Consider the following 23,891-nt stretch of genomic DNA (forward strand, 5'->3'; position numbering starts at 1 on the left):
TCGACCAAATCTATCGCTATTCTTTAGTTTGGTTTTCTGTTTCCTCGTGCGCTGGTGGTAAGGGTGCCAAATAACCAATGAGCAGAATCAAACTACCTGCGCCAAGGAAAGATATGACTCGCCAAATCGCCTCGGTCTGTGACAGATCGACTAAGACCAGCTTGAGTACGACAATGCCTAGTAGACCAATACCCATAAACCAAAGCGCGCGCTGCCAATAGCGGCTGGCAAGGATAGTGGCGACCAAGGCTAAGAGCGTCCATAAAATTGTCAGTCCTGTTTGTACTTGCTCGCTACTCCATGCACCGCCCTGAGCACCGTCCCAAAGTGGTGTACCGATAAAGGCGTGTAGCGTTCTGACCAACATGCTGGAGATTAACCAAAAGCTGATCAGTCCCAATATGATTAGCAAATTCTCAGCGGTAAATATGCGCTTAGATTTGGCAGTTGTACCCGACTCGATAACGGTTTCATTGTGACGGCATTGATTGATGTAATACAGACTAAAACCAACCGATAGCGTCAGCCAAGAGGTAATGTCGTATAGGTTCACTAACGGAAAATAGGGCAGTCCCCAAATCACACCGTCATAAGACCAATTGGTAAGAACAACCCACAGTAAAGCAATGGGAGCAAAAATGGCAGCGCAACCTAATAATGCCTGTTGCCAGTTAAACCAATACAGCAGGCCTTGTTCTGAAGTTTTATTAGTCGAGGTGTTTTCTTCATTTTGTCTCATATAACGATGATTGAGCCATAATCCAGACAATATGAGTACCGCTGAAAACAAGATAGCCATCACGCCATCAGAGTCTGGTAGTCCATAATGCACAGCCGCAGCAATCAGTAACAGCCCTGTACCGAGCCAGCTTACCTCAGTATAACGCGCCGTGTTTTTAGTATCAGACCATGTTTTTAGCCATAGCTGCCCCATGACCAACCAGCCGATTATCAAACCTATGAATACCAGCCATTCCGTTGTTACCCATGTTAGATTTCGCTCGAATTTTTGTGGCAGTTGCAGTATTAGCATGAAATAAAACAATAACAATAATCCACGACTCAGCTGTCTAACCTCTGCCCACGGACGATAGCGATTGATGACCCAATAGGCGGCCAGGCTGATGAGTGCTGACAGCGCAATGACTGTCGTATCTGATTGCCAACTATCAAACCAATGATGCAAATCAAGTATCAACACTTGTAGCATCCACGCTATCGCCGTCAATGTTAGAAAGTTTATTAATCTAGGGCTATGCCAGACGAGTTTGAACGTATGGCTTTGATGACTGATAGCGTCCAGCCATTGCTGTGCCGCTTGATCCTTGATACCCAGTGCATGAGCATAATTGGTCATCGTATCTGATGGGTTGTCACGCTTTTGTGCCTTTATGGTAGAAGGCGTTATAGCGTCATGATTCTGACTATTACTGTTATCTAGCTTATTCACTAACATCGCAGGGGAGTTGCTAGCGCGTAAGATAAAAACGGTCGCCAGATAAGCAATTGCTGAAATACTAAAGGCTAAAACGGGATAGTCTTTGCTAGAGAATATCGCTGTTGTCATTAGCATGCCAATGCTGATGAGTTGCAATAGTAGACCAAATAATACTGACCACGACCGCAATGAACGCCTGCCAAACCAAACCAGAGCAAGTCCCTGTACTGACCAACCAAAGGCAATCCATTCCGCATCTAGCGCCAGCGGAATCATCAGCGCCAAAAACCCAAATCCTAAAGCCAGCATGCCTTCAGTGATTAAGGCATAGCGCTCACTGCGCTGGATAAACAACCAGCCCAGCCCAAGGTAGACAGTCGCCAAAATCGCGCTAGTGATGGTCAAGGCATTAGGAATCTTATCAAGTAAAGCAGAAAGTAAGCCGAAAGACAGAAGCGGTACTGAAAACAGTAAGCCAGTATCGATGGGAAATAAATAGGCATTGTTGCCTACGGTAGATTTATTAAAACGCTTGATATTATTTGTACTATCGATATGGCTAAGGGCTTTTTCGCTAAGTGCGTTGTAGGCAATAACTTGCTGCGCGTAACGAATGACCACAAACAAGTAAAGCAACCAATGCAATGTAATAAGCAAAACCAATGGCCAAAGCTGCGTCTCAATAATTGGATCAAGATTCTGCGTGCTGCCCCAATAGTAGGCCAATCCGAACGTGACAATTACGCCAAATAGATTCAGTATCTTCCATGGACGATAATGAGCAATCACAGCAATCGTGACATTCAATAATAGGTAGTAGCTGAATAAGGCGACTAAGCTACCAGTATCTTCACTGGTCAAAATCGGCGCAAAAAATCCACCAGACAACGCTAACAACGCGAGCGGAAAAGCGTTTTGGCGTACAGCAAGGGCAATGGTCACAGCAGACAATAATCCAAGCCCAATAAAGCTTGGAATACTCGGAATGATTTCATAAACACTATAAGCAAAAAAGGTACTCAAATATGTAATCGCTAAGCCTGCGCCCTGTAGCGTAATCCCATACGAAAAGCGTTTTGCCGTGAGCTTTAATCCAAGTGCTGCCAACGCAAGCCCCGCGATGCCAATTGCTACGAGCTTTGTGGTAATTGAAATTTCGATATATTCGCTAAGCAATCGCAGCAGTAGCACCACGCCTACTAGCAGCACCAATACGCCGACCCGAACGACGAGATTGCCACCGAAAAACCAGTTTTTGATTGAATGAATGAGCGACGTCACAATAGGTAGTGAGCGTTCATCAGGCTCAATCGGCGCATTTGCTATTTTATTTTTGGTCGGAGTTGGAGTAGCAACAGGCAGTGGTGGTGGCAATGATGTAAATGACAAGGTTGAAAGATTATCTATAGACCGCTGTTGTGAAACAAAAATTGCATGCTTAGCAGCATCATTTTTAGTAGTATTGCCTTCACTAGCGCTCGCGCGCGTATAAACACGCTCATCAGCCAAATGGGTAGATGAAGCGTTTATACTGCGATTTTTTTGCTGCTCAAGATCCGCTTGTAGTTTTATGATATCGCGGCGCAGATGCGCAATTTGTCGCTTTATCTTGGTGTATAGCGCGACTACCACGATCAATAAAATTGTAAAGGCCAGCCAACCCAACTGGGTTACCAATAGATATAACATCTTCGTCGCTCAATCCAATTGATAGTAATGTGATAATGACGTGATTTGCTAAGAAGCACAAGACCGCTCTGATTACTTACCCAAAAGCTCATCAATAAAATAAGACTGAAAATAAAAAGGCAGCTTAATGGTTAAGCTGCCCTTCTTTATGAGTTTTATATCAGATCTTTTTTATGCCAATCTATGCCAAATTGGCTTTCATAAACTCAAGCATATTTTCCCAACTTTGCTTAGCAGCTGCTTCGTTATAGCCAAGATCCACATCATTGTTTGCCGCGCGCTCATCAGCATGTGGATTGGTAAAGCCATGCTTAGCATTGTCATAGACATCGATTGTGTAGTCCACGTCAGCCGCGTCTAGCTCTGATTTTAGGCCTTCGATGGCATCCATTGATACCATTGAGTCATCACGGCCATGCGCGACCAGTACTTTTGCAGTGAAGTTTTTGTCTGCTGGTTGTTTTGGCGTTGGGTTACCATGGAAGGTAGCAACCGCTTTTAGCGGCATGCCTTCGCGAGCCATGTCTAGGACGACTTTGCCGCCGAAGCAGTAACCGATTGCGCCTAGATTGTCACCGTCAACTGATAACTGATCGCTAAAGTCATTCAAAATCAAGCGGCAACGTGCCATTAGCATGTCTTGATCAGCCAGTACTTGCTCCATCCACATATTGGCTTGCGCCGCATCGGTGGTGAGTTTGCCTTCGCCATAGACGTCCATTGCGACCGCTGCGTAGCCTGCTTCTGCCAAACGCTCTACTACTGATTTTGGATGATCGACCACGCCCCACCATTCTGGTGCGACCAAGATACCTGATACTGGGTTATCATCAGAAGCGTTGTCTGGTAGTGCCACATAGCTGATAAGTTCAACACCATTTTCGGTGGTACTGATTAACTCGAAAGTCTTAACTGACATATGATTGTCCTTTTTTATGTTATGAGTTTTAATTATTCGTCGTTTTGATTATTTGTCATTGTGATGGTTCGTTTTCTAACTCGTACTACCTTAACGCCCATATCTAGCAAAAACAGCTATAATAGTGTAACGCTCTTTATCAAAATGCTACTGCGGCCCTATGACTATAAATTTATTAAACAAAAATGATGAACAATCAGACTTGCATTCAGGCGTCAATCCAGATGGTAAGCTTGCGCAGTCGGTAAGTTTATTTCCTGATAATGCTGACACTGATTCTAGGCCTGAGCCACTGCGTCCGCAGTTTTGGTCGCGATTTGCCTTAAACGAGCTAAACCATAGCGAATGGGAAGCGTTGTGTGATGGCTGCGGCAGCTGCTGCTTAATCAAATATATCGATGATGACGACGATGAAACGTTGGTTGAATATACCGATGTGACGTGTCAGCTGATGGACTGCGCGACAGGATACTGTCAGCACTATGCGACGCGCCAAGAGCATGTACCAGATTGTATTCAGCTGACCATGGACAACTTGCCTAATATGATGTGGCTGCCATCGCATTGCGCCTACAAGCGGTTGTATAAAGGACAGAATTTACCAAGCTGGCATCTGTTATTGACTCAGGATGCTGTGGTCACACAACACGAGATGCGTGCAGCCAATGTGGGTGTCGCTGGCCGCTGTGTGTCGGAGATTGGTATGTCTGATGAAGAAATGGAAACGCGCGTGGTTAATTGGGTGAATCCATAGTTTATTATTTGCTGATATAAAGGGTTATGATCTAAGGATTGGAATATGAATAAAATTTGCCGTACAACAAGTTTGATATTCAGTGCTGCTTTTTTGTCAATCGGCTGCTCAAATATTGCTCATTTGTCTGAGACCAATTCTCCTACTTCTCAAACGGCGCAAGCTATACCTGTAAAAGGTGTATTAACATCTGTGAGTGCGCCTACATTAGACGCGCCAGTTGTGGTGGATTGGCAAAAGATAGAGGCAGCCGCAGATAAAAAATATGAAGACGAGCCATTGGCTGACTATTATCTGAATATTTTATCCGAGGAAGAAAGGAATGGTGCGCCTTGGTTTTATGCACAAGATTTTAATGTTTCTATTGAAGAGGCACAGCGTCGATTATTATTGCAAGGAATTAGCTCGCCGCTGATTAACTCAATCACAGAGCATTTAGGCGCAAATGTTGCCGCCGTTTATTATGATAATAATGACCCTGATGAGTTTTCTATTAAAGTGACGACACTAACTAAAGTTAAAGCCGTCCCACCAAAATACGTGTATCACTTTAAACAAAAGGAATTTGAAAACTACTCTTTTCCTATTTATATCCAAGCCACTAGTGATAAAACGCATCAGCAGATTGTTGCATTGCAAGAAAAAGCGTGGCCTGAGATATTAAAGCGTTATCCTGACGCTCAAAGTATTGGCTTTAGCCCCATGACCAATACTATTAATGTGACGATTTACCGACCAACGTCTAATGAAACCGAGCGTCAACGCATAGAGACTGAGTTGACTGAGCTTGTTGACTATCGTGTGATCGTTGAGTTTACCAAAAATCGCATAACCACGGTTTAATGGTCAGGGCTATTTAATATGTTATCAATACTATTCATGAGAGCTCTGAGCCGCTGATTTGGCCTGTGCTTCAGCACTAGATTGAGAGTCGGCCAGTGGTGGTATCGGAATGTCTTGACGAATTTGTCGAGAGAACTCACGGCTATTGGCAATAGAGTGCAGGTTGTTAAAGCCCATAGATTTTGGATTGATATGGGTGCGCTCATACCACGTATCCATTGACCAAGGCTGGTTTTGCTTTTCAGGCGCAGCATCCAGCATGCCGACATCATATAGATAGTTTGGTAGCCAACCAGAGACCCAAATTCGATAATCCCACGGCAGGCGATCACCACTGACGATACGCGCCATATAAAAGATAATATTAGTACAGTTACTCGTCAATGTGTTGTACCAAGCGGGTTTGGTATTGAGCTCATCCATTGCCGTTAGGTAAGATTCAAACAACGATCTCACCTCATGTTGCTGCAAATTGCTGATAGGAAACAGATAGACTTGCTCACCGCGCGCGTTGCTGCGCGTATAGATAATATCGCGCTCTTCGGCGGCAATCAGGCTCAGCTCATACCGTCTAAAAAATCCCGCCAGTGCCGAAAACGACTCGCCATTTTCTTTACGAATCTCAAATGAGAAGGCAAGCGGGCGATCGTCTTCAAAGCGAAAACTGACCAAAGTATGAGCAATCAGTGGCCCCATCCAATAAGAGTTGGTTACATCAACGCCAGAGAGTTTAGATAAATCAATCGTGCGCGTCTCCCAATGCTCTGTGGCGTCCTCGTCTGTGCGCCAATCAAAATTACGGACATTGGTTAAGGTAATCAAATCAGGGTTGGTTGCATCGCGCTCATAAGCCACTTGCTGGTCGACCTCAGCCATCCAGTCGCGATCTTGCTTGGGTTCAATAGAAAAAAACCAGCCTAGACCTATGAGCCAAGTTGCTCCATATAAGCCAATGAGGTATCTAGTCGCTGTGTTTTTATGAATTGATTTTTTGCCAATGGACGCTTTATCAGCCGATGAGTTACTGAGCAGTATCTTCGTGACTGTATGCCAATAACGCATACTTAGCAGCGCAGCTAATATACCCACGATAATGAGTGTTGCAAGCCAAGTGAGTAAAGAGCTTATCCCGTACTGATACCAAATCGCTAATAGCAACCATATTGCTGATAGCAATATTGTGATAGCAATCAAAAAAATAACAAGACGATGTCGCCATGTCGGTTTTGGTGGTTTGTTATCTGCTGATCTGTTGTCTAAATCGCGACTGACAGAATGGCTATCTGTAAGCTGGCTGCATGAACGCGACGAGAGTAAGCGGGAAAAAACGGAGCGTAGCGACATAAAGTTTGTTTTGATAAATAATGGCTTTGACCATAGCAAAGTTTATAACACACTGACAATACAATTTGAGTGAATTTGTCGTTGAATGTCGGTGAGGCTTGCGATAAAGTGAAGCTAAATTGTGCTGGTATGTCTGTTGTTTGCTACACAGATAATGATAAGCTCGCTGTTTTATTTGGCGCTTTTGTCCCCATCTAGGCTCTACTTATTTTATGAACGGTTATTCTAATTGCCATTAACTAAAGAGGTTAAATCACACCACCATGTCTGACGACACTCCCAGCCCGAGTAGTTGGTCGATGCGCGGCTTAAAACGCTGGCTATCGACCGCCCCCGAAACCCGTGATGAATTGATTCGTCTGGTACAAGACTCGCGCCAGTTTTTAGAGCCCGATACGGTCGATATGTTAGAAGGCGTGCTCGATCTTCCGGCGACACAAGTGCGCGAAATCATGACGCCAAGGCCACAAGTGATTGGTCTGCACGAAAGCACTAGCCTTGACGAAGTGATGGACATCATTCTTGATACGACGCACTCGCGCTATCCTGTTTTTGATAGTCAAGATGATGATGCCGTTATTGGCATCCTATTGGCAAAAGATTTGATTCCTATTCTGGTGCACATGGTACGCAACCAAGAAGACAAAATCGATAGCAAACGCCTCAAAGACTTGGTGCGTCAACCGCTATACATTAGCGAAACGGCACGTTCTGACACCTTGCTGCGCTCATTGCAGCGTACCCAAGTTCATATGGCGATCGTCGTCGATGAGTTTGGTAACTTTGGTGGCGTCGTGACTATGGAAGATTTGTTAGAGGAAATCGTTGGTGACATCGTTGATGAGCATGATGACTTTGATGAAGACAGCGATATTAATAATATCGTCCCTGATCCCGAAAAGCCAAACACATGGCGTGTCCAAGCATCCACGGTGATTGAAGACTGTAATGATGAGCTTGGCAGTCGTTTTGATGATACCGATGTCGACACGATGGGTGGTCTGGTCATGCAAGCGCTCGGTTTCGTTGGTGATTTAGAGGGTGAGAGCGTGGTGATAGATGATTGGCAAATCACCATCACTGATGTTGAGGGGCGCTTTATCCAAAATCTAGAGCTGACCAAAACCAATGGGGATCAGCAGATACTGATAGGCAGCCATTAATTTGTTTGTATTCCCATAATCAATAATTAGTGATAAAACACTCTTAGCATACCCAATAAAAAACACGATGAACCATCGTGTTTTTTGCTTTCTGCCTTTTGTATTTTGGTATGAGACTTTCGCTACGCAAATTTACCCACTGATGGGTTTTGACTGGTATCATGGGTGGATTTTATTTATGGTCCTGCATAAAGCATTATGCAGTCAGTTTTTGCTTGGGTTTTGTCTCAGTGCTGAGCTGTAAAATTTTGAAAATATGGTTTTGGATAACTGCTATGCGTCTGTCTACTGTTGATTTACAAAAACGCCTGAACCCTGAACAGCCAAAAGGCTTACATCTGGGACTGACGGTGCTGATTGCTTTGCTGGCAGGAGGCGCTTTCACACTTGCGCTCGCACCTTATGGTATTTGGCCAGTTGCGTTGGTATCGCCCGCTATTTTATATGCGTTGTTGATGCCGGATATGACAGGTCGCCGCGCCTTTTTAATTGGGCAGGCATATGGTACGGGGCTTTGGTGTGTGGGTGCGTTTTGGCTGTACACATCTATCCATGTCTATGGTTCGACGCCCGTATGGCTTGCGCTGATTATGATTGCGCTGATGGGGCTTGGCATGGGGTTGTTCCATGGCTTTTTGGCGCTGATTTTTAATCGAGTGGTTGGCAAACAGCCATTATCTTTTGCTGCGCTTTGGGTACTCCAAGAGTGGATGAAAACGTGGCTATTCACAGGCTTCCCTTGGCTATTCGTCGGTTATGCGTTTACGGAGCAATATTGGTTGTCGTCCTTGGCGCCTGTTGCGGGTGTTTTCGCGATTTCTTTTGTGGCGGTGCTACTGGCTGCCAGTATCGTTGAGCTGTTGCGTCGCCGCGCAGGCTATATGATTCCGTCGATAGCTTTGCTGGTTGTTAGCTGCTCGCTATGGTTGATCAATCCGCAGTGGACCAAACCAAAAGGCACGCCTGATCTATCAGTGTCTTTGATTCAAGGCAATATCCCGCAAGATCTAAAATGGCTTACTGAGTATCAAATAGAAACCCTAAAGATCTACGCAACCTTGACTCGCGATGAGTGGGGGCGTGACATTGTGCTGTGGCCTGAGTCATCGATTCCGATGTTTCAGACAGAAGCGGTTGGTTTTATCAATGAAATGGTCAAAATGGCCAAAGAGACGGACACGACATGGGTGACGGGCATCCCTTATAAGGACGAAGCCGCGTTTGATGCCAGTAAAGATAAATATGCCCCATTCTATAATAGTGTGGTGGCGCTAGGGGCTCAGGCAGATGGCTTGTATAAAAAACAGCGTCTGGTACCCTTTGGTGAATATATTCCGTTTGAAGGTGTGCTTGATATCCTGCCAAATCTGGCAGGTAGCCAAGATATCATGAGCTATAGCCGCGGTAGTGATCATCAGTCACCACTGCGTGTACGAGGTCATAACTTGGGTGCGGCTATTTGCTATGAAGTTGCGTATCCAGATACCACGCGCAAAAACGCGATTGGCACAGACTTTTTATTGACCATCTCAAACGATGCGTGGTTCGGTACGTCGGCAGGCCCGCTACAACATCTGCAAATGGTACAAATGCGCGCATTAGAGAACGGTCGCTGGTTTATGCGTGCGACCAACACGGGGGTGACAGCTATCATCGACCATAAAGGTCGCATCGTAGCGCGTGCTCCGCAGTTTGAGCGCACCGTACTACGCGGTAATATACAGGCGCGCGTTGGTAATACGCCGTTTATGCGTTTTGGCCAATATCCTATTTTGTTTATTATGGCGCTACTGCTGATACTGAGTTACTTGGGTAAGCGTCCTAAGAAGTTAGTACGTTTGGGTAAATAACTGTCATCAACGCTAAAAGCGAATAGTAAAATTGATGATAATAAACCCTTTAAATACTTAAGGGTTTTCACAAATCAGTATAAATTGCGATATAATAGGTCAATATTTCAAATATTTTGTGCAAGGTGGATAAGGTATGTCAGAAGGTATCGTCAATAACAATCCAAAAAAAGAGCTGTTATATGCTTTAGGCGGCATTGCCTTATTCTTAGGCATTGTCTTACTTATTGGTGTTTCTGCGTTTTTGCGTCCAGCAGGCGAGCACATCACGGCGACGCCAACGGAAGCATCAGAAGCGGCTGATGAAGCAGAAGCCATTGCTACCGAAGACGCTGCTGCCCCAGCTGAAGCAAATGCTGAAACAGCACCAGTAGATGCAGCAGCACCTGATACGGCTGCAGATGCAACCGTCACCCCAGCGACAGATGCAGATAGTGCAGTCGTCACTGCAGAAGCAGGTACAGCGACCGCTTCTGGTACAGTAAGCCAAGCGGCAGTTGCCGATGCTGATTTAACTGCTGAGCAAGCGGATGGTGACTTAGACTCTGGGGATGCTGGGGATGCTGGGGATGCTGGCACCGCCGCTGATGAGACAGCAGCACAGTAATTTTTGACATTACGATCGATTGTTTATATAGCAAAAAACGACTCTTAAATGAGTGGCTATCAAAGTCTCTACTAGCAGTAATATCAATACGATAGGACTGCATTGAAGACCACAAAAAAGCTCGTTCTCAGCGATTGAGAGCGAGCTTTTTTGTGGGTATTTGTGTAATTTTTAGCCAACTTTTTCTTTACTTGATTATAACCAAGTGAAACAATGTTCCGCTTATATGACCGCCTGTCGTCACAATCAGGCATTTGGTCATTACCAAAATAACCTTTAAAGGAATAAAGTTGTGAGTACACAATCAAAATCAGAAGCTAGTGCCGCTGAGCTGCAAGCACTAGACAATGGCTTTATGGGTCATCCCGCGCCATTACGCTCGTTATTTTTTACTGAGATGTGGGAGCGTTTCTCTTACTACAGTATCCGTCCGCTACTCGTGCTATTTATGGTGGCAACCGTGAGCAGTGGTGGTTTTGGGTTCGATGAAGTCACGGCATCTGCTATCTATGGTATTTTTGCCGGTTCCTTATATTTGGCAGCCGTACCGGGCGGTTGGCTAGCAGATAACTGGCTGGGACAAGAGCGTGCCCTGTGGTGGGGCAGTATTGTGATTGCCCTTGGTCACTTATGTATTGCGCTTTCTGCCATGTTTGGTATGACGCTATTTTTTGTCGGTTTGATCTGTATTGTCTTGGGCTCAGGATTGTTCAAAACCTGTATCTCGGTAATGGTAGGGGCTTTGTATCCTAAAGGCGACGCTCGCCGTGATGGCGGTTTTACCTTATTTTATATGGGTATCAATATTGGCGCACTCTTGGCGGCGCTCATCGTTGGCGTATTCAAAGAAAAAGGCATGTGGCATGTCGGTTTTGGCGTTGGTGGTTTAGGGATGCTCGTATCCTTGCTTACCTACCGCTTTATCGCCCGCAAGAACTTGACGCGTTATGCGCAGGCCAAAGGTGTCGATGCTGAATGGGAGCAATCCAATGATCAATACAAAAACATTGGCCGTTGGGTGGGTGGTTTTATTGCATTGTTGGTCGCTGCGGTGCTGTTAATCTCTACGGGTATGGTGTCATTCAATCCTGAGATGGTGGCGGAGTATATGACCTATATCATTGCTGCCGTCGTCATCCTTTACTTTGCCATTATGTTTATTTCACCGCGATTGGATAAGACGGACAAACTGCGCTTGCTGATCTGCTTTATTTTAATCATTGGCTCGACGCTATTTTGGTCAAGTTTTGAGCAGCAGCCAACCTCTTTTAACCTATTTGCCGATCGTTATACGGATCTAAATGTTATGGGGTTTGAAATACCAAGCATTTGGTTTCAGTCGCTGAACCCATTATTTATCTTAATATTGGCACCGATCGTTAGTATCATTTGGGTCAAGCTAGGAAACAGAGGCCTTGAGCCGAGCAGTATGGCGAAATTTGCACTTGGTATGTTACTTGCCGCCGCTGGTTTTGCCTTGATGATTTTTGCTTCAAAAAGCATCTTAGCGCCTGGTGCTGGCTTAGCATCACCTTTATGGTTGGTGGGGAGTCTGCTGTTATTGACCCTTGGTGAGCTTGCGCTTAGCCCGGTAGGTCTGTCATCAATGACCAAGCTTGCACCAAAAGGCATGCAAGGTCAGATGATGGGGCTTTTCTTTGCTTCTATCGCGATGGGTAACTTGGTTGCGGCATTTTTTGGTGGTCATGTCTCAGCGGACAAAATCGAAGGTTTGCCGACTTTATTTACCACTATGACGATTTTCTTGGTAGTCTCTGCCGTGATACTGTTGGTATTGGCTAAGCCTATCAATAATATGCTGCAAAAAAGCGAGCATGCTGACGAGGTAAGCCAATAAAGACAGATAACTGGTGTATGCAAATCCTCTATCATGCCCTTAGAATCAGTCCATAACTCATGATAAGACGTGTTACCATAACTGGCAGCACGTTTTATTATTTCAATCAGTGAGATATTTTTTAGGCTATTGAAAGCCTACATTCTGCCCAAACATCTAGTTATGTTCTACTGCAATACTATCAAGCAGCATCTAATAAGACGACTATTCATAGTTGCTACTCACCTCTCGATTTCTAAATAATTTATCTAAAATAAATAAGGACACATTCAATGAACAAACAAATCATCCAAGCGCGTATCGATACGCTACGCAAAACGCTAGTGGCTCAAGACCTCACTGCGATCATCATACCCTCTGCCGATCCACATCTGTCTGAGTATTTGCCAGAGTATTGGCAAACCCGTCAGTGGCTATCAGGATTTACGGGTTCAGTAGGGACGCTTGTCGTGACTGCTGATTTTGCTGGTCTATGGACGGATAGCCGTTATTGGGTACATGCCGCTGAGCAGCTAGAGGGTACGGGTATCACTTTGGAGAAGCTGGCACCTGGTCAACCAAATCATATCGACTGGCTGGCCGATCATTTGCAAGAGGGCGATAGCGTCGCCGTTGATGGTAATGTGCTCTCTATCGCTGAGCAAGATCGACTATTGAATGCATTTGATGCCAATGATATTACCTTGATCACTGAACGTGATGTATTGACGAGCGTTTGGACAGATCGTCCAGCACTGCCAAATGCTAAGTTGTATGCACATGATGAGCAGTTTCTTGCGCAGTCTGCGACTTCAAAACTTGCGGCAGTACGCGCAGGCATGGCAAAAGTAGGTGCGACCCATCATTTACTTTCAAGCTTAGACGATATCGCTTGGTTGACGAACTTGCGCGGTGCTGATGTTGATTATAACCCAGTGTTCTTAGCACATATGCTGATTGATACAGACAGCGCAACGTTATTTGTTGATACCGATAAAGTGAGCGAAGATATTGCACAAAGTCTAAAAGATAGCGGTATCACATTGGCTGATTACTCTGCTGTACAAGATGCATTGAGTGTATTGACACCAGAAGATTTATTACTGTTAGACCCAAGTAAAGTCGCAGTCGGTACCTTGTCCAAAATGGCAGATGATGTTGGCTTTGTTGAGCAGATGGCACCGAGTACACTGCTCAAATCTGTCAAGTCTGACTCAGATATCGATCATGTGCGTGAGGCAATGCGTCAAGACGGCGCGGCTTTAGCTGAATTCTTTTCTGAGTTTGAGCAGCGTCTAGCAGCAGGCGAGCGCCTAAGTGAGCTGGATGTGGATAGTATGCTGATAGAGGTGCGTAGCCGTCAGCCGCATTATGTATCGCCAAGCTTCCCAACCATCGCGGGTTTCAATGAAAATGGGGCATTACCGCATTACCGCGCAACGCCAGAGAAATTCAGTTATCTTGATGTGGCTGAGGGTGAAGGTGGTTTACTACTCATTGACTCAGGTGCTCAGTACCAAAACGGTACGACAGATATCACTCGCGTGGTCGGTATTGGCCAAGTTACCGCTGAGCACAAACGTGACTTTACGACCGTACTCAAAGCCCATATTGCGCTCGCTCGTGCCCATTTCCCTGATGGTATCGCCTCTCCATTGATTGATGCGATTTGCCGCGCCCCATTGTGGCAAGCTCAGATGGACTATGGGCATGGTACTGGTCACGGTGTTGGTTATTTCTTAAACGTGCATGAAGGCCCGCAAGTCATTGCTTATAGCGCCAGCACACCAAAAGAGCGTGCGATGAAAGTCGGTATGATTTCAAGTAATGAGCCAGGTTTGTATCGCGAGGGCAAATGGGGTATCCGTATTGAAAACTTGGTTGTGAATACACCAGTTCCTAGCCCTACTGAGACAGAGTTTGGTCAATTCTTACACTTTGAAACCATCACTTACTGCCCAATCGACACGCGTCTGATTGAGCCATCATTATTGGATCAAACCGAGATTGATTGGCTCAATGACTACCATAGCCAAGTGTATGCTGAGCTGAATGATCGAGTGGAAGGCGCTGCCCTTGAGTGGCTGACTGAACGTACCAAAGCGATCTAATACTACTCTAAAAAAACATAATGAGCGGTGACAATATCGCTTCGTTTACTAAACGTTGTCTTTCGCTCATTGGCGTTGCTACTTAGATTTTTGAAAATGCTATAAAGTCAGATCAATAACTGTCAAGCAAACATTAAAAAGCCCCGCAAATTATTTACGGGGCTTTTTAATGTTTGTGCTGCAAGGCTTTTTAGAAAATAGAAATTGTTGCCATTAGTGAATATTTTTCTTAGCCGCGTTTTCAGTGGTAGCTGACGTATTTTTCTCTCTGAAATGCTGTGTCATCTCGGCACGTAGCCAAGATTTTAGGTTTTCAGACATGAGCATCATTTGCTCACTCAAGTAGTCGTCGATTTGGTTTTCAAGCTCACGAATCAGTGTCTGATCCGTCGCATCCAGCTCACTGTCTTCTAGTACCAAGTTGATCGTGGTATTGGCGTTGTCTGGTATATTTTTGATGGGTTTATCACTCAGGGTAGCAGCCTGTTTGCTAATCGTCTGACTGTCAGTGCTGTTGTTATTCTCACCACTTGCTGCGCCCGTGCTGACTTTCTCAGTTTTTAGGTAATCCACCGCATCGTCTACAGTCTCTTGTTCGGTTAGATTGTCTTTTTTATTATGGGTTTTATTTGCAGCCAGCTCCTCATTTTTTTCTTGTTCTTTTTGAGCTGCTTCTGCTTTGCGCGCCGTCTCTTCGGCCTCTTTCTTCTGGGCTTCTTCCAACTGCTGCTTTTCAGCCGCCGCGCGTTCTTGTTCTTGTTTTTCTATGATCGCTTTGGCAATGGCTTGCTCGGCATTATAGTTGTTATACAGCTCATCCACATACGCATCCAAATCATGTGTATTGAACTCAAAGCTCTCAAATACAGTCTCTGGTTGTAGTAGGGTCGTGATGTCTTTTAGCTCTTGGGTAATGGCTGCGCGTACGGTCTCAGGTGCACACGTCCAGCGCTGATAAAACTGATGGGAAAATGAGTAGCTTGACATGGTATCTTCCATAAATGTTCCAAAAATTACCCCTTATCATACGCAAGTACGATAAGGGGCTGCAAGTGGACAAACGTAGCCAAACTGACACCAACGTTACAACGTGGCAAAGTAGCGAAACGACAAAGTGAGCATACGATAAAGCGGTATCGTATCGCATGATAGGCTTTTGGCTACGAGTTATTGATTGACAGGCCAGCGTGCAAATATCAAGGATCCATTGGTACCGCCAAAGCCGAAGCTGTTGGATACAGCATATTGCAGGTTATCGACTTTACGTGATTGGTTGGCCACGTAATCGAGATTGCAGTTGTCTTCTACCTCTTCTAGGTTAATCGTCGGTGGTACGTGCTGATGCTGTAGGGCAAGCACGGTAAATATAGCTTCCACGCCGCCCGCTGCACCAAGCAGGTGTCCTGTCATAGATTTGGTAGAGCTCACCAAAATACTGTCTTTCACTGGTGAAAACACGGTTTCGATAGCCATTGATTCGGCGACATCACCTGCAGGGGTACTGGTGCCGTGCGCATTCACATAACCGACGCTTGAGGGTTCAATACCAGCATCATTGAGTGCGTTGCGCATGGCTTTTGCAGCGCCGCTACCGTCTTCTGGTGGTGCGGTAATATGGCTCGCGTCATCGCTCATGCCAAACCCAACCAGCTCTGCCAGTATGGTGGCACCGCGCGCTTTGGCGTGAGCAAGACTTTCTAAGACGACCATGCCAGCACCATCACCAAGTACAAAACCGTCACGGCCTTTATCAAACGGACGTGATGCTTTGGTTGGCTCATCGTTACGCGTGGAGAGGGCATGCATGGCACTAAAACCCGCTATACCAAGTGGGCTTGAGCCTTTTTCACTACCGCCAGCCAACATCACATCGGCATCACCGTAGGCGATCAAACGCGCAGCAAGGCCGATAGCGTGAGTTGCGGTAGTACAGGCCGTTGATGTCGCAAGATTTGGACCTTTTAAGTTGTGTTTAATCGCGACCAACCCTGCTGCCATATTGACAATAGATCCTGGGATAATGAAAGGTGATACTTTGGCTGCGCCTTTTTCACGTAGGGTATCGCGACTGTTTTCGATGGTTTGGATACCACCAATACCTGAACCCAATATAATACCAAAGCGATCTTGGTCAACCCCTTGTACAGGTGCATCAGCAGCACTGACTTCATCGATAAACCCTGCATTCTTCAATGCCATAGAAGACGCTGCAATCCCGTAATGTATAAAATCATCATAGCGGCGCGCATCTTTGGCGCTCATGTACTGCTTGGCATCGAAATCTTTGATCACACCTGCGATTTGCGCGCGGTAGCCAGTCGCATCAAAATGGTTGATCGGTGAGATACCGCTGTCGCCATTGAGCAATTTGGTCCATGAGCTATCCACGTCTAGACCAAGCGGCGTAATGGCACCCATACCAGTCACCACCACACGCGTATCATCAGAGCGCTCGTAATGAGGCGGTTTTTGACGCGATTTGTATACAGGAGCTGCGGTCATATTATTTGTGTCATCATTGGTGGCTTGGTCGATAGGTGAAGTGCTGTGTTGGCTCATGCGATATGTCCTATACTTACGGGTCCTAAGAGGATGGCGTTTTTAAAGTTATTATAAAACACATTGGTGCACGTATGTAAACTAAAATCTAACTGGTCAGGCAAAGCAAACTTGCCCCAATACCACGCCTTTATTGGCACCAGTTACAGCAGGTAAATTACCAGTTTCACCCATCAATGTTTGTCGGGCTAACCATGCAAAAGCGACTGACTCTACCCATGTTGGTGCCAGCCCTAAATGATCTGTGGTCATCACTGTAGAGTAGGGTAGATGGGCTTGCAGACGCGTCATCAAATAGTCATTTAATGCACCGCCACCGCAGACATACACCGAGCTATTTTTATCAGTAGTTATAAAATTATTGATCTGCGCGCTTGCACTGATGGCAGTTAGCTCAGTCAAAGTGGCTTGTACATCTGCAGATGAGTAGCGGGTATAGACAGAAGCCTGATCGAATGTTTGTAGCTCATCTTGTAGCCAAGCTAAGTTGAAATCTTCGCGGCCAGTGCTTTTTGGATGAGGCTGAGTAAAGAACGGATGTGCCAACAGCTGATCGAGTAGCGGCTCGATAATTTTCCCAGACTGCGCCCAAGCGCCACCTGCGTCATAAGAGTTATCTGTATGCAACGCTGTCCACGCATCCAATAGTAAGTTTGCAGGTCCCGTATCGTAGCCAACAACCTGATCTTTTCCATCAGCAGGCAAGACGGTTATATTAGCAATACCGCCCAAATTTAATATCACGCGTATGTCATCAGATGAGCCAAACAGTGCTTGATGAAAAGCAGGCACTAAAGGCGCACCTTGACCACCAACTGCCATGTCACGGCGGCGAAAATCACTGACAACGCTAATACCAGTGCGCTCAGCGATGATATTGGCATCGACCAATTGCAAGCTAAAACCCATCTGCGGACGATGGCGTACCGTTTGCCCATGACAGCCAATCGCCAGTACTGATTCAGCATCGATATCTGCTTGCTGTAATAATGTATTGACTACTTCGCTGGCAAATTCCGCATATTCGCGACTTGCCCAACCAAACCAGTCAAGCTCGCTAGTTGGCTCATCGGCCTCTGGTACGAGTTGATTCACACCATTGGGCTGACATAATGCCAATAGGACCTCACGCAATCGTGGTGGAAAATCTTGACTATACGTCGCCAGCAGCTGCATTGGCGGTTGACTGCTGCCTTCATCACTGATGCTTTCTTTGTTGGTAGTCTCTTTATCAGCCATGTCGTTACTGAACTGACAAATAACCGCATCCATCCCGTCCAAACTGGTGCCTGACATCATGCCGATATATAAACCATCATCGAAGCTTTCAAACACCGTTTGCTCAAGGGCATCGGTCAGGGTGGCGTAGTTGGCATCATAGCTTGAGTCGCCAATATCGTCTGAGCTATTACCCAAACCATTATTCAAAAGTAAGTCGGCGATAGCATTGTGTTCAGTGTCAGCAATGGATGCGGGGTTGGTCATGGCAATTTACCTTAAAAAACGCTAGTATATCCGTCAAATTCTAGCATTTTTTCTAACCCTTTGAGCTTCTAAACGTCATAAGGGGTTGCGCCAGTAACCAATATTCCTAAAAATCCCAATTCAAGCGATATATAGAGAGCATCATGACCGATCAAACCTACACCCTAGAAGAACAACTGGCCCTAATTCAGCGCGGTACGCAAGAGATATTATCTGAAGACGACTTAGTGGCTAAGCTAAAACAGAATCGTCCACTACGTATCAAGGCAGGCTTTGATCCTACCGCGCCTGATTTGCATTTAGGTCATACGGTACTGATCAATAAACTCAAGCATTTTCAAGATTTGGGTCATGAGATTTATTTTCTAATCGGTGACTATACCGCCAAGATTGGTGACCCTTCTGGTAAAAATAGCACGCGTCCGCCATTGACTGATGAGCAAATCAAAGCCAATGCTACGACCTACGCTGAGCAAGTATTCAAAATCTTGGACAAAGAAAAAACCCGCGTGGTCTTCAACTCTGAGTGGTTCAATGACATGAGCGCCGCTGATATGATTCAGCTTGCGAGCCAGCAGACGGTCTCGCGTATGCTTGAGCGCGATGACTTCTCAAAGCGCTATGCATCGCAAACACCTATCTCAATTCATGAGTTCCTCTACCCATTGGTACAAGGCTATGATTCTATCGCCCTAAAAGCGGATGTTGAGCTAGGTGGTACAGATCAGACCTTTAACTTATTGATGGGTCGTACGTTACAAGGACGCTATGGTCAAGAACCACAAGTGTGTATCACGGTGCCGATCTTAGAAGGGCTAGACGGTGTCAATAAAATGTCCAAATCACTAGGAAACTATGTTGCTATCTATGATGCACCAGGCACCATGTACCAAAAAATTCTATCGATGCCAGATACCTTAATCCAACGCTATTTTGAGTTTTTGAGCTTTAAGCCAATGGAAGAGATCGAAGACTTGATGGCGGAAATGGAAGCTGGTCGTAATCCACAAGAAATCAAACGTATCCTAGCCGAAGAGCTAATTGAGCGTTTCCACGATGCGGATGCCGCTGCCAACGCGCATAAATCAGCGGGCAATGTCCTAGCAGATGGTGAGTTGCCAGTGGATTTGCCAGAAGTGACATTGACGCTTGAAGAGGGTCAAGAGGGCTTGTTTATCACACAGATATTAAACCAAGCAGGTTTGACTAAAAATAGTGCAGCGGCAAAAGACATGATCAAGCGCAATGCAGTCAAAGTCGATGGTGAGGTGGTCAATGCTGGCTTTAGCTTAACCTCAGGTCAAACAGTTGTGATTCAAGCTGGCAAGAAAGCGTATGCAAAAGTGACGGTTAGTTGATATGGATAAAATCAAAATCCTTAAAGATTTTAAGCAAGAGTTTCAAGACTTAACTTATGAAAATCATGAGAACCAAGATAAATTGTCTATTAGATTTACAACGCTGATTAGTAGACTTCTAGACAGTAATTCACCTTATATTCAGAAATTTAATAAAGTTAGCTTCACTCCTTTAGCAGTATTTTTCGACGGTAGTGACGAGTCTGCTAAGTTTAAAGAGGCATGGTCTATTGGTCATAAGTATGCCTTAAGGATTATAGATGACGTAATAGAAGATGTAGAGTTATTTGATAAGGTCGAGAGTACAACCAAAAAAGAGCCCTTAATTATGAAAGATAGTTCGAAAGTCTTTATTGTTCATGGTCATGATGACGGTGCTAAAAACGAAGTAGCAAGGTTCGTTGAGAAACTTGGCTTTGAAGCTAAGATTCTCCATGAACAGGTAGATTCTGGTGCTACCATCATAGAAAAGTTGGAAAAGCATACGGATGTCGGTTTTGCCATTGTTCTTTATACGGCTTGTGATATTGGTGGAGTTATCAAGTCTAAGCTAGAAGATCTAAAACCACGAGCAAGACAAAATGTTGTTTTTGAACATGGGCTCTTAATTGGTAAGATTGGTCGAGCAAACGTTGTTGCACTTGTGAAAGGTGATGTTGAAATTCCAAATGACATATCAGGTGTGGTCTATAAGTCTATGGATACAGGTGGGTCTTGGAAATATAGCATTGCTAGAGAAATGAAAAGCTCTGGCTATGATGTTGACATGAATAAAATTGACTAATTGGAAGTAATAATGACAAACCAAGTCGCAGTTTCTCAAGGCATTTACCGCCATTATAAAGGCAGCCTGTATCAAGTATTGCATACCGCGCAGCACTCAGAGACCGAAGAGTCGCTCGTGGTATATCGTTGTCTGTACGGTGAGTATGGCGTGTGGGTACGCCCGCTTGCGATGTTTGCTGAGACGGTCACCATTGAGGGTAAAGAGATTCCGCGATTTGAATTGATTCAGTGCTTAAATGATTAGTGCTTAATAATGATCGAATATGAATTTTAGCAAATAAAAAACGACCCGTTAAGGTCGTTTTTTTGTTCCATATCTATGTTTTATCTAGACAGTCAATTAACTGTTTAAAAATGCAATCAATGTTTTATTGAACTCTTCGCTATGGGTCACATTGATACCATGTGGACCACCTTCAACGACATGTAGTTTACTATCTGCAATCATATCGTGAGAGCGTTCACCGCTTGCTTCAAACGGAACGATTTGATCGGCATCACCATGTATGACTAACGTTGGTACATCAAACGCTTTTAAATCATCGCGGAAGTCCGTGTAGCTAAAAGATTTCACGCAATCAAATGTTGCTTTAGCAGAAGCAAATGCTGCGATATCGCGGTTGTATAAGCGCATAGGCTTACTGACCAGCGACTTACCGTCTTTTGGCGTAAAGAAATTCTTGGTAAAGTCGTTTAAAAAGGCAATACGATCATCGCTGACACCGTCCAAAAATCCTTGGATATCTGACTCTTCAAGACCGCCATCAGGGTTATCATCTGCCTTAAACAGATACGGCGGAACAGCAGAGGCAAGTACCGCTTTGCTTACACGTTCTGAGCCATATTTACCCAGATAGCGCGCCACTTCGCCGCCACCCATAGAGAAACCAACGATGGTCGCGTCTTGAAGATCGAGCGCCTCCATAAGGCCTTTCAAATCTTGGGCTAGGGTATCGTAGTCGTAGCCGTTCCATGGTTTGGACGATTGACCAAAGCCACGTCTGTCATAGGTAATGACTTGATAGCCTGCTTCGACTAGCGCAGGCAGCTGTGCTTCCCAAGCGCGACCACTGAGTGGCCACCCATGAATGAGTACGACAGGTTTGCCAGTACCTTGGGTTTCGTAATAGAGTTCGACCGGTTGATCGTCTTGAGTTGCAACAGTAGCGTAGGGCATGATCTGATCCTTTTGATATTATTATATTCGTATATTTTTATGTCGATGCTTATCAGGGACTATCATTGGTAATAGTAGCGATTGCCATCAGTTTTTCAGTGTAGAATCAGCTCAGGCTAATTGCTATGACAGGCTGTAAAGTTATAGTAGTGATTATAAAGGGGTTGTGTAAAATCTTAGTCAGTCTTGTAGAAATTCTTTTAGCATTTTATGAAATTGCCATGGCTCATCCATAGGGACGGCATGTCCTGAGCGCGGTAGGATGACGTCACGAGCCTTGGGTAGCATACGTGTGATTTCTTGCTGCCAATTGGGATCATAGAGTTTTGATTGACCACCAATGAGACTGACCACTGGGATGGAGACGTTCTCTATACCTGCACGAAAATCATAAGGTATGGCGAGATACGCCTGCAGGCAGCGCATTTTGTGTTGCCATGTTTGGTGATTATAAAATGCCAGCTTATGATCGTTTTGATGAGTAAGTGCTTGTACGACAGCTTTTGAACGTGGACGGCTGACAGAGAGTAAAGAAAACAATCTTTCGACATCGGTCACGCGGCGCTTGAGAGAAAACGGCAAGTGCGTAAAGTGTTCAACGTGCGCATACGGTAGTGTCCTATCGACAATTTCTTGAAACACGGCAAACATCTCTTTTTGCCGATCCCCAAACAATCCGCCTTGCCAATCTGGTTGATTGTGAATCACAGGGCTTTGATCAATGTTCAGATAGCGACTGAATCTGGCTGTACCAAAGCGCTCAAAATAAGACCACATGACGAGCGCCCCCATTGAAATCGCGGCCACAGGTAACGACTCTACGTGACGCCTCAGGCAGATGTGCTCAATCACTGTATCAATATCATCGGCATACTGATGCACGAAATCAAACTGCGTCAACTCAATATTTTTTGCCGCACCAAAACCTCGAAAATGCGGCAAGTAAAACTCATATTTACCCATTAGTGGCAGTATAAAAGGTAAAAACTCACGTGCATCCATACCATAAGCATGCATCATCATGACGGGTTTACCATTCCCAATGACAGACACGGGTAGTACCGTACCTTCAGCTGTCTTTATATCGACTGTTCGTAATTGATATGATGCGGGTAGAGAAAAAAGGAGGTTTTTCATAGAATGACATCACTTTTGGTTATCAAGCCATCTTGGTTGAGTGGTCAAGATGTATTTTTACAAACGTATTCATACCGCGAATAAAAGACTGTTATATTGAAGCAGTCATCTGACCATAGCATAGAATTTGGCTAACGGTAAAAGCAGTAGCGATAACTGATAAGGGTAGAAGGGTAGAAGGGTAGAAGGGTAGGAGCAAATCGATATTGTCGTCATTGGATAGTAGCTTGTATCCACAAGTTTGGGAGCAGCAGACATTTACCAGTCCACAAGCGCTTTTATTGTCGATGTTGAATAATGAGGTTACGATAGATGCCAATACTTTTACCAAACGACTACTGGCGAACGATATTTATCAAGAATGGATCAATACCACAGTATTCGGACGGTATTTGCATCGCAACTTTACCGCGTTTTATCAACAAACAGAAGACAGTTTTAATGTAGAAATGCCCGCTTTGTTTCGTCAAGAGCTGACCCGCCATGCGCAATATATGCCATTAGGTCAGGTATTATTTTTTGCAGGAGAGATGTCCAAAGTGGTACGACAAACAAAGCTACTCACCACCACCGTAAATCCTGCCACGGCCATTATTAACGCGCAAAAAATGGCAACTCATCAGGTTTCTTATTCAAAGGTAATCGTTAATCAAATCACCATCGTCGGTAAGCAAGTATTAGGGTTTCCCATACGTCATAATAAACGCACTAGCGAGCGCCTGCGTAATGAAGTATTGATTATGGACTTTCAGGACTTACGCTTGGTAAATGAGGTAACAATTGAGGACATAAAAAAAAGCAATATAGACCCCACTCTCAACTTCGAAAGTGATT

The 23,891-nt window shown here is 45.0% G+C and carries 19 protein-coding genes; 11 read left to right on the forward strand and 8 right to left on the reverse strand.

Annotated features, from left to right (window positions below):
* Positions 1-16: 16 nt before the first annotated feature.
* On the reverse strand, positions 17-3,127 hold the full coding sequence (locus AS194_RS00590; protein ID WP_058023552.1) for a DUF2339 domain-containing protein: 3,111 nt from the start codon (positions 3,125-3,127) through the stop codon (positions 17-19).
* Positions 3,128-3,308: 181 nt separating this feature from the next.
* Positions 3,309-4,046 carry a dienelactone hydrolase family protein gene (locus AS194_RS00595; RefSeq protein WP_058023553.1) on the reverse strand — a complete coding sequence of 246 codons (738 nt, stop codon included), beginning with the start codon at positions 4,044-4,046 and terminating at the stop codon, positions 3,309-3,311.
* A gap of 160 nt (positions 4,047-4,206) precedes the next feature.
* Here AS194_RS00595 and AS194_RS00600 point away from each other — a divergent pair, with 160 nt between their 5' ends.
* A complete protein-coding gene (locus tag AS194_RS00600; RefSeq protein WP_058023554.1) occupies positions 4,207-4,800 on the forward strand; it encodes a YcgN family cysteine cluster protein in 594 nt (197 codons plus the stop codon).
* A gap of 45 nt (positions 4,801-4,845) precedes the next feature.
* Positions 4,846-5,643 carry a hypothetical protein gene (locus AS194_RS00605; RefSeq protein ID WP_058023555.1) on the forward strand — a complete coding sequence of 266 codons (798 nt, stop codon included), beginning with the start codon at positions 4,846-4,848 and terminating at the stop codon, positions 5,641-5,643.
* Positions 5,644-5,673: 30 nt separating this feature from the next.
* Here AS194_RS00605 and AS194_RS00610 read toward each other — a convergent pair whose 3' ends face one another.
* Positions 5,674-6,987, reverse strand: a complete 1,314-nt coding sequence (locus AS194_RS00610; protein WP_058023556.1) for a DUF4105 domain-containing protein — start codon at positions 6,985-6,987, stop codon at positions 5,674-5,676.
* Between the two features lie 263 nt (positions 6,988-7,250).
* Here AS194_RS00610 and AS194_RS00615 point away from each other — a divergent pair, with 263 nt between their 5' ends.
* The 5 genes from AS194_RS00615 to AS194_RS00635 all read left to right on the forward strand — a co-directional run bounded on the left by AS194_RS00615 (position 7,251) and on the right by AS194_RS00635 (position 14,555).
* Complete coding sequence (locus tag AS194_RS00615; RefSeq protein ID WP_058023557.1) at positions 7,251-8,150, forward strand: CBS domain-containing protein; 900 nt, start codon at positions 7,251-7,253, stop codon at positions 8,148-8,150.
* Positions 8,151-8,425: 275 nt separating this feature from the next.
* A complete protein-coding gene (gene lnt / locus AS194_RS00620; RefSeq protein ID WP_058023558.1) occupies positions 8,426-10,000 on the forward strand; it encodes an apolipoprotein N-acyltransferase in 1,575 nt (524 codons plus the stop codon).
* 136 nt (positions 10,001-10,136) lie between these two features.
* Positions 10,137-10,607, forward strand: coding sequence for a hypothetical protein (locus tag AS194_RS00625; RefSeq protein WP_058023559.1), 471 nt, complete (start codon positions 10,137-10,139; stop codon positions 10,605-10,607).
* A gap of 355 nt (positions 10,608-10,962) precedes the next feature.
* Positions 10,963-12,465 (forward strand): peptide MFS transporter, encoded by a 1,503-nt coding sequence (locus AS194_RS00630; protein WP_413771699.1) that lies wholly within the window; start codon positions 10,963-10,965, stop codon positions 12,463-12,465.
* A gap of 272 nt (positions 12,466-12,737) precedes the next feature.
* Positions 12,738-14,555, forward strand: coding sequence for an aminopeptidase P family protein (locus tag AS194_RS00635; RefSeq protein ID WP_058023561.1), 1,818 nt, complete (start codon positions 12,738-12,740; stop codon positions 14,553-14,555).
* 213 nt (positions 14,556-14,768) lie between these two features.
* Here the strand turns inward: AS194_RS00635 and AS194_RS00640 are convergent, their stop codons facing one another.
* The 3 genes from AS194_RS00640 to AS194_RS00650 form a co-directional block, all read right to left on the reverse strand.
* On the reverse strand, positions 14,769-15,554 hold the full coding sequence (locus AS194_RS00640; RefSeq protein ID WP_058023562.1) for a hypothetical protein: 786 nt from the start codon (positions 15,552-15,554) through the stop codon (positions 14,769-14,771).
* 168 nt (positions 15,555-15,722) lie between these two features.
* On the reverse strand, positions 15,723-17,057 hold the full coding sequence (fabF, locus tag AS194_RS00645) for a beta-ketoacyl-ACP synthase II (RefSeq protein ID WP_058023578.1): 1,335 nt from the start codon (positions 17,055-17,057) through the stop codon (positions 15,723-15,725).
* Positions 17,058-17,210: 153 nt separating this feature from the next.
* On the reverse strand, positions 17,211-18,599 hold the full coding sequence (locus tag AS194_RS00650) for an anhydro-N-acetylmuramic acid kinase (RefSeq protein WP_058023563.1): 1,389 nt from the start codon (positions 18,597-18,599) through the stop codon (positions 17,211-17,213).
* A gap of 143 nt (positions 18,600-18,742) precedes the next feature.
* Here AS194_RS00650 and tyrS point away from each other — a divergent pair, with 143 nt between their 5' ends.
* From tyrS to AS194_RS00665, 3 genes are read left to right on the forward strand one after another with little or no spacing between them, the layout of a single operon-like run.
* The gene (gene tyrS, locus AS194_RS00655; protein WP_058023564.1) at positions 18,743-19,957 is read left to right on the forward strand and encodes a tyrosine--tRNA ligase; all 1,215 of its coding nucleotides are present in this window, start codon (positions 18,743-18,745) and stop codon (positions 19,955-19,957) included.
* 1 nt (position 19,958) lies between these two features.
* A complete protein-coding gene (locus AS194_RS00660) occupies positions 19,959-20,741 on the forward strand; it encodes a TIR domain-containing protein (RefSeq protein WP_058023565.1) in 783 nt (260 codons plus the stop codon).
* Between the two features lie 12 nt (positions 20,742-20,753).
* Positions 20,754-20,987 (forward strand): DUF1653 domain-containing protein, encoded by a 234-nt coding sequence (locus tag AS194_RS00665; protein ID WP_058023566.1) that lies wholly within the window; start codon positions 20,754-20,756, stop codon positions 20,985-20,987.
* Positions 20,988-21,083: 96 nt separating this feature from the next.
* On the opposite strand, the gene AS194_RS00670 is transcribed toward AS194_RS00665, so the two are convergent.
* Positions 21,084-21,920: an alpha/beta fold hydrolase gene (locus AS194_RS00670; RefSeq protein WP_058023567.1), complete on the reverse strand. Its 837-nt coding sequence runs from the start codon at positions 21,918-21,920 to the stop codon at positions 21,084-21,086.
* 180 nt (positions 21,921-22,100) lie between these two features.
* Positions 22,101-23,057 (reverse strand): alpha/beta fold hydrolase, encoded by a 957-nt coding sequence (locus AS194_RS00675; RefSeq protein ID WP_058023568.1) that lies wholly within the window; start codon positions 23,055-23,057, stop codon positions 22,101-22,103.
* A 206-nt stretch (positions 23,058-23,263) separates the two neighbouring features.
* Here AS194_RS00675 and AS194_RS00680 point away from each other — a divergent pair.
* A partial coding sequence (locus AS194_RS00680; protein WP_227511545.1) for a hypothetical protein occupies positions 23,264-23,891 on the forward strand: 628 nt, incomplete at its 3' end.

This window comes from Psychrobacter piscatorii (assembly GCF_001444505.1).
In the GTDB taxonomy this organism is placed as follows: Bacteria; Pseudomonadota; Gammaproteobacteria; order Pseudomonadales; family Moraxellaceae; genus Psychrobacter; species Psychrobacter piscatorii_B.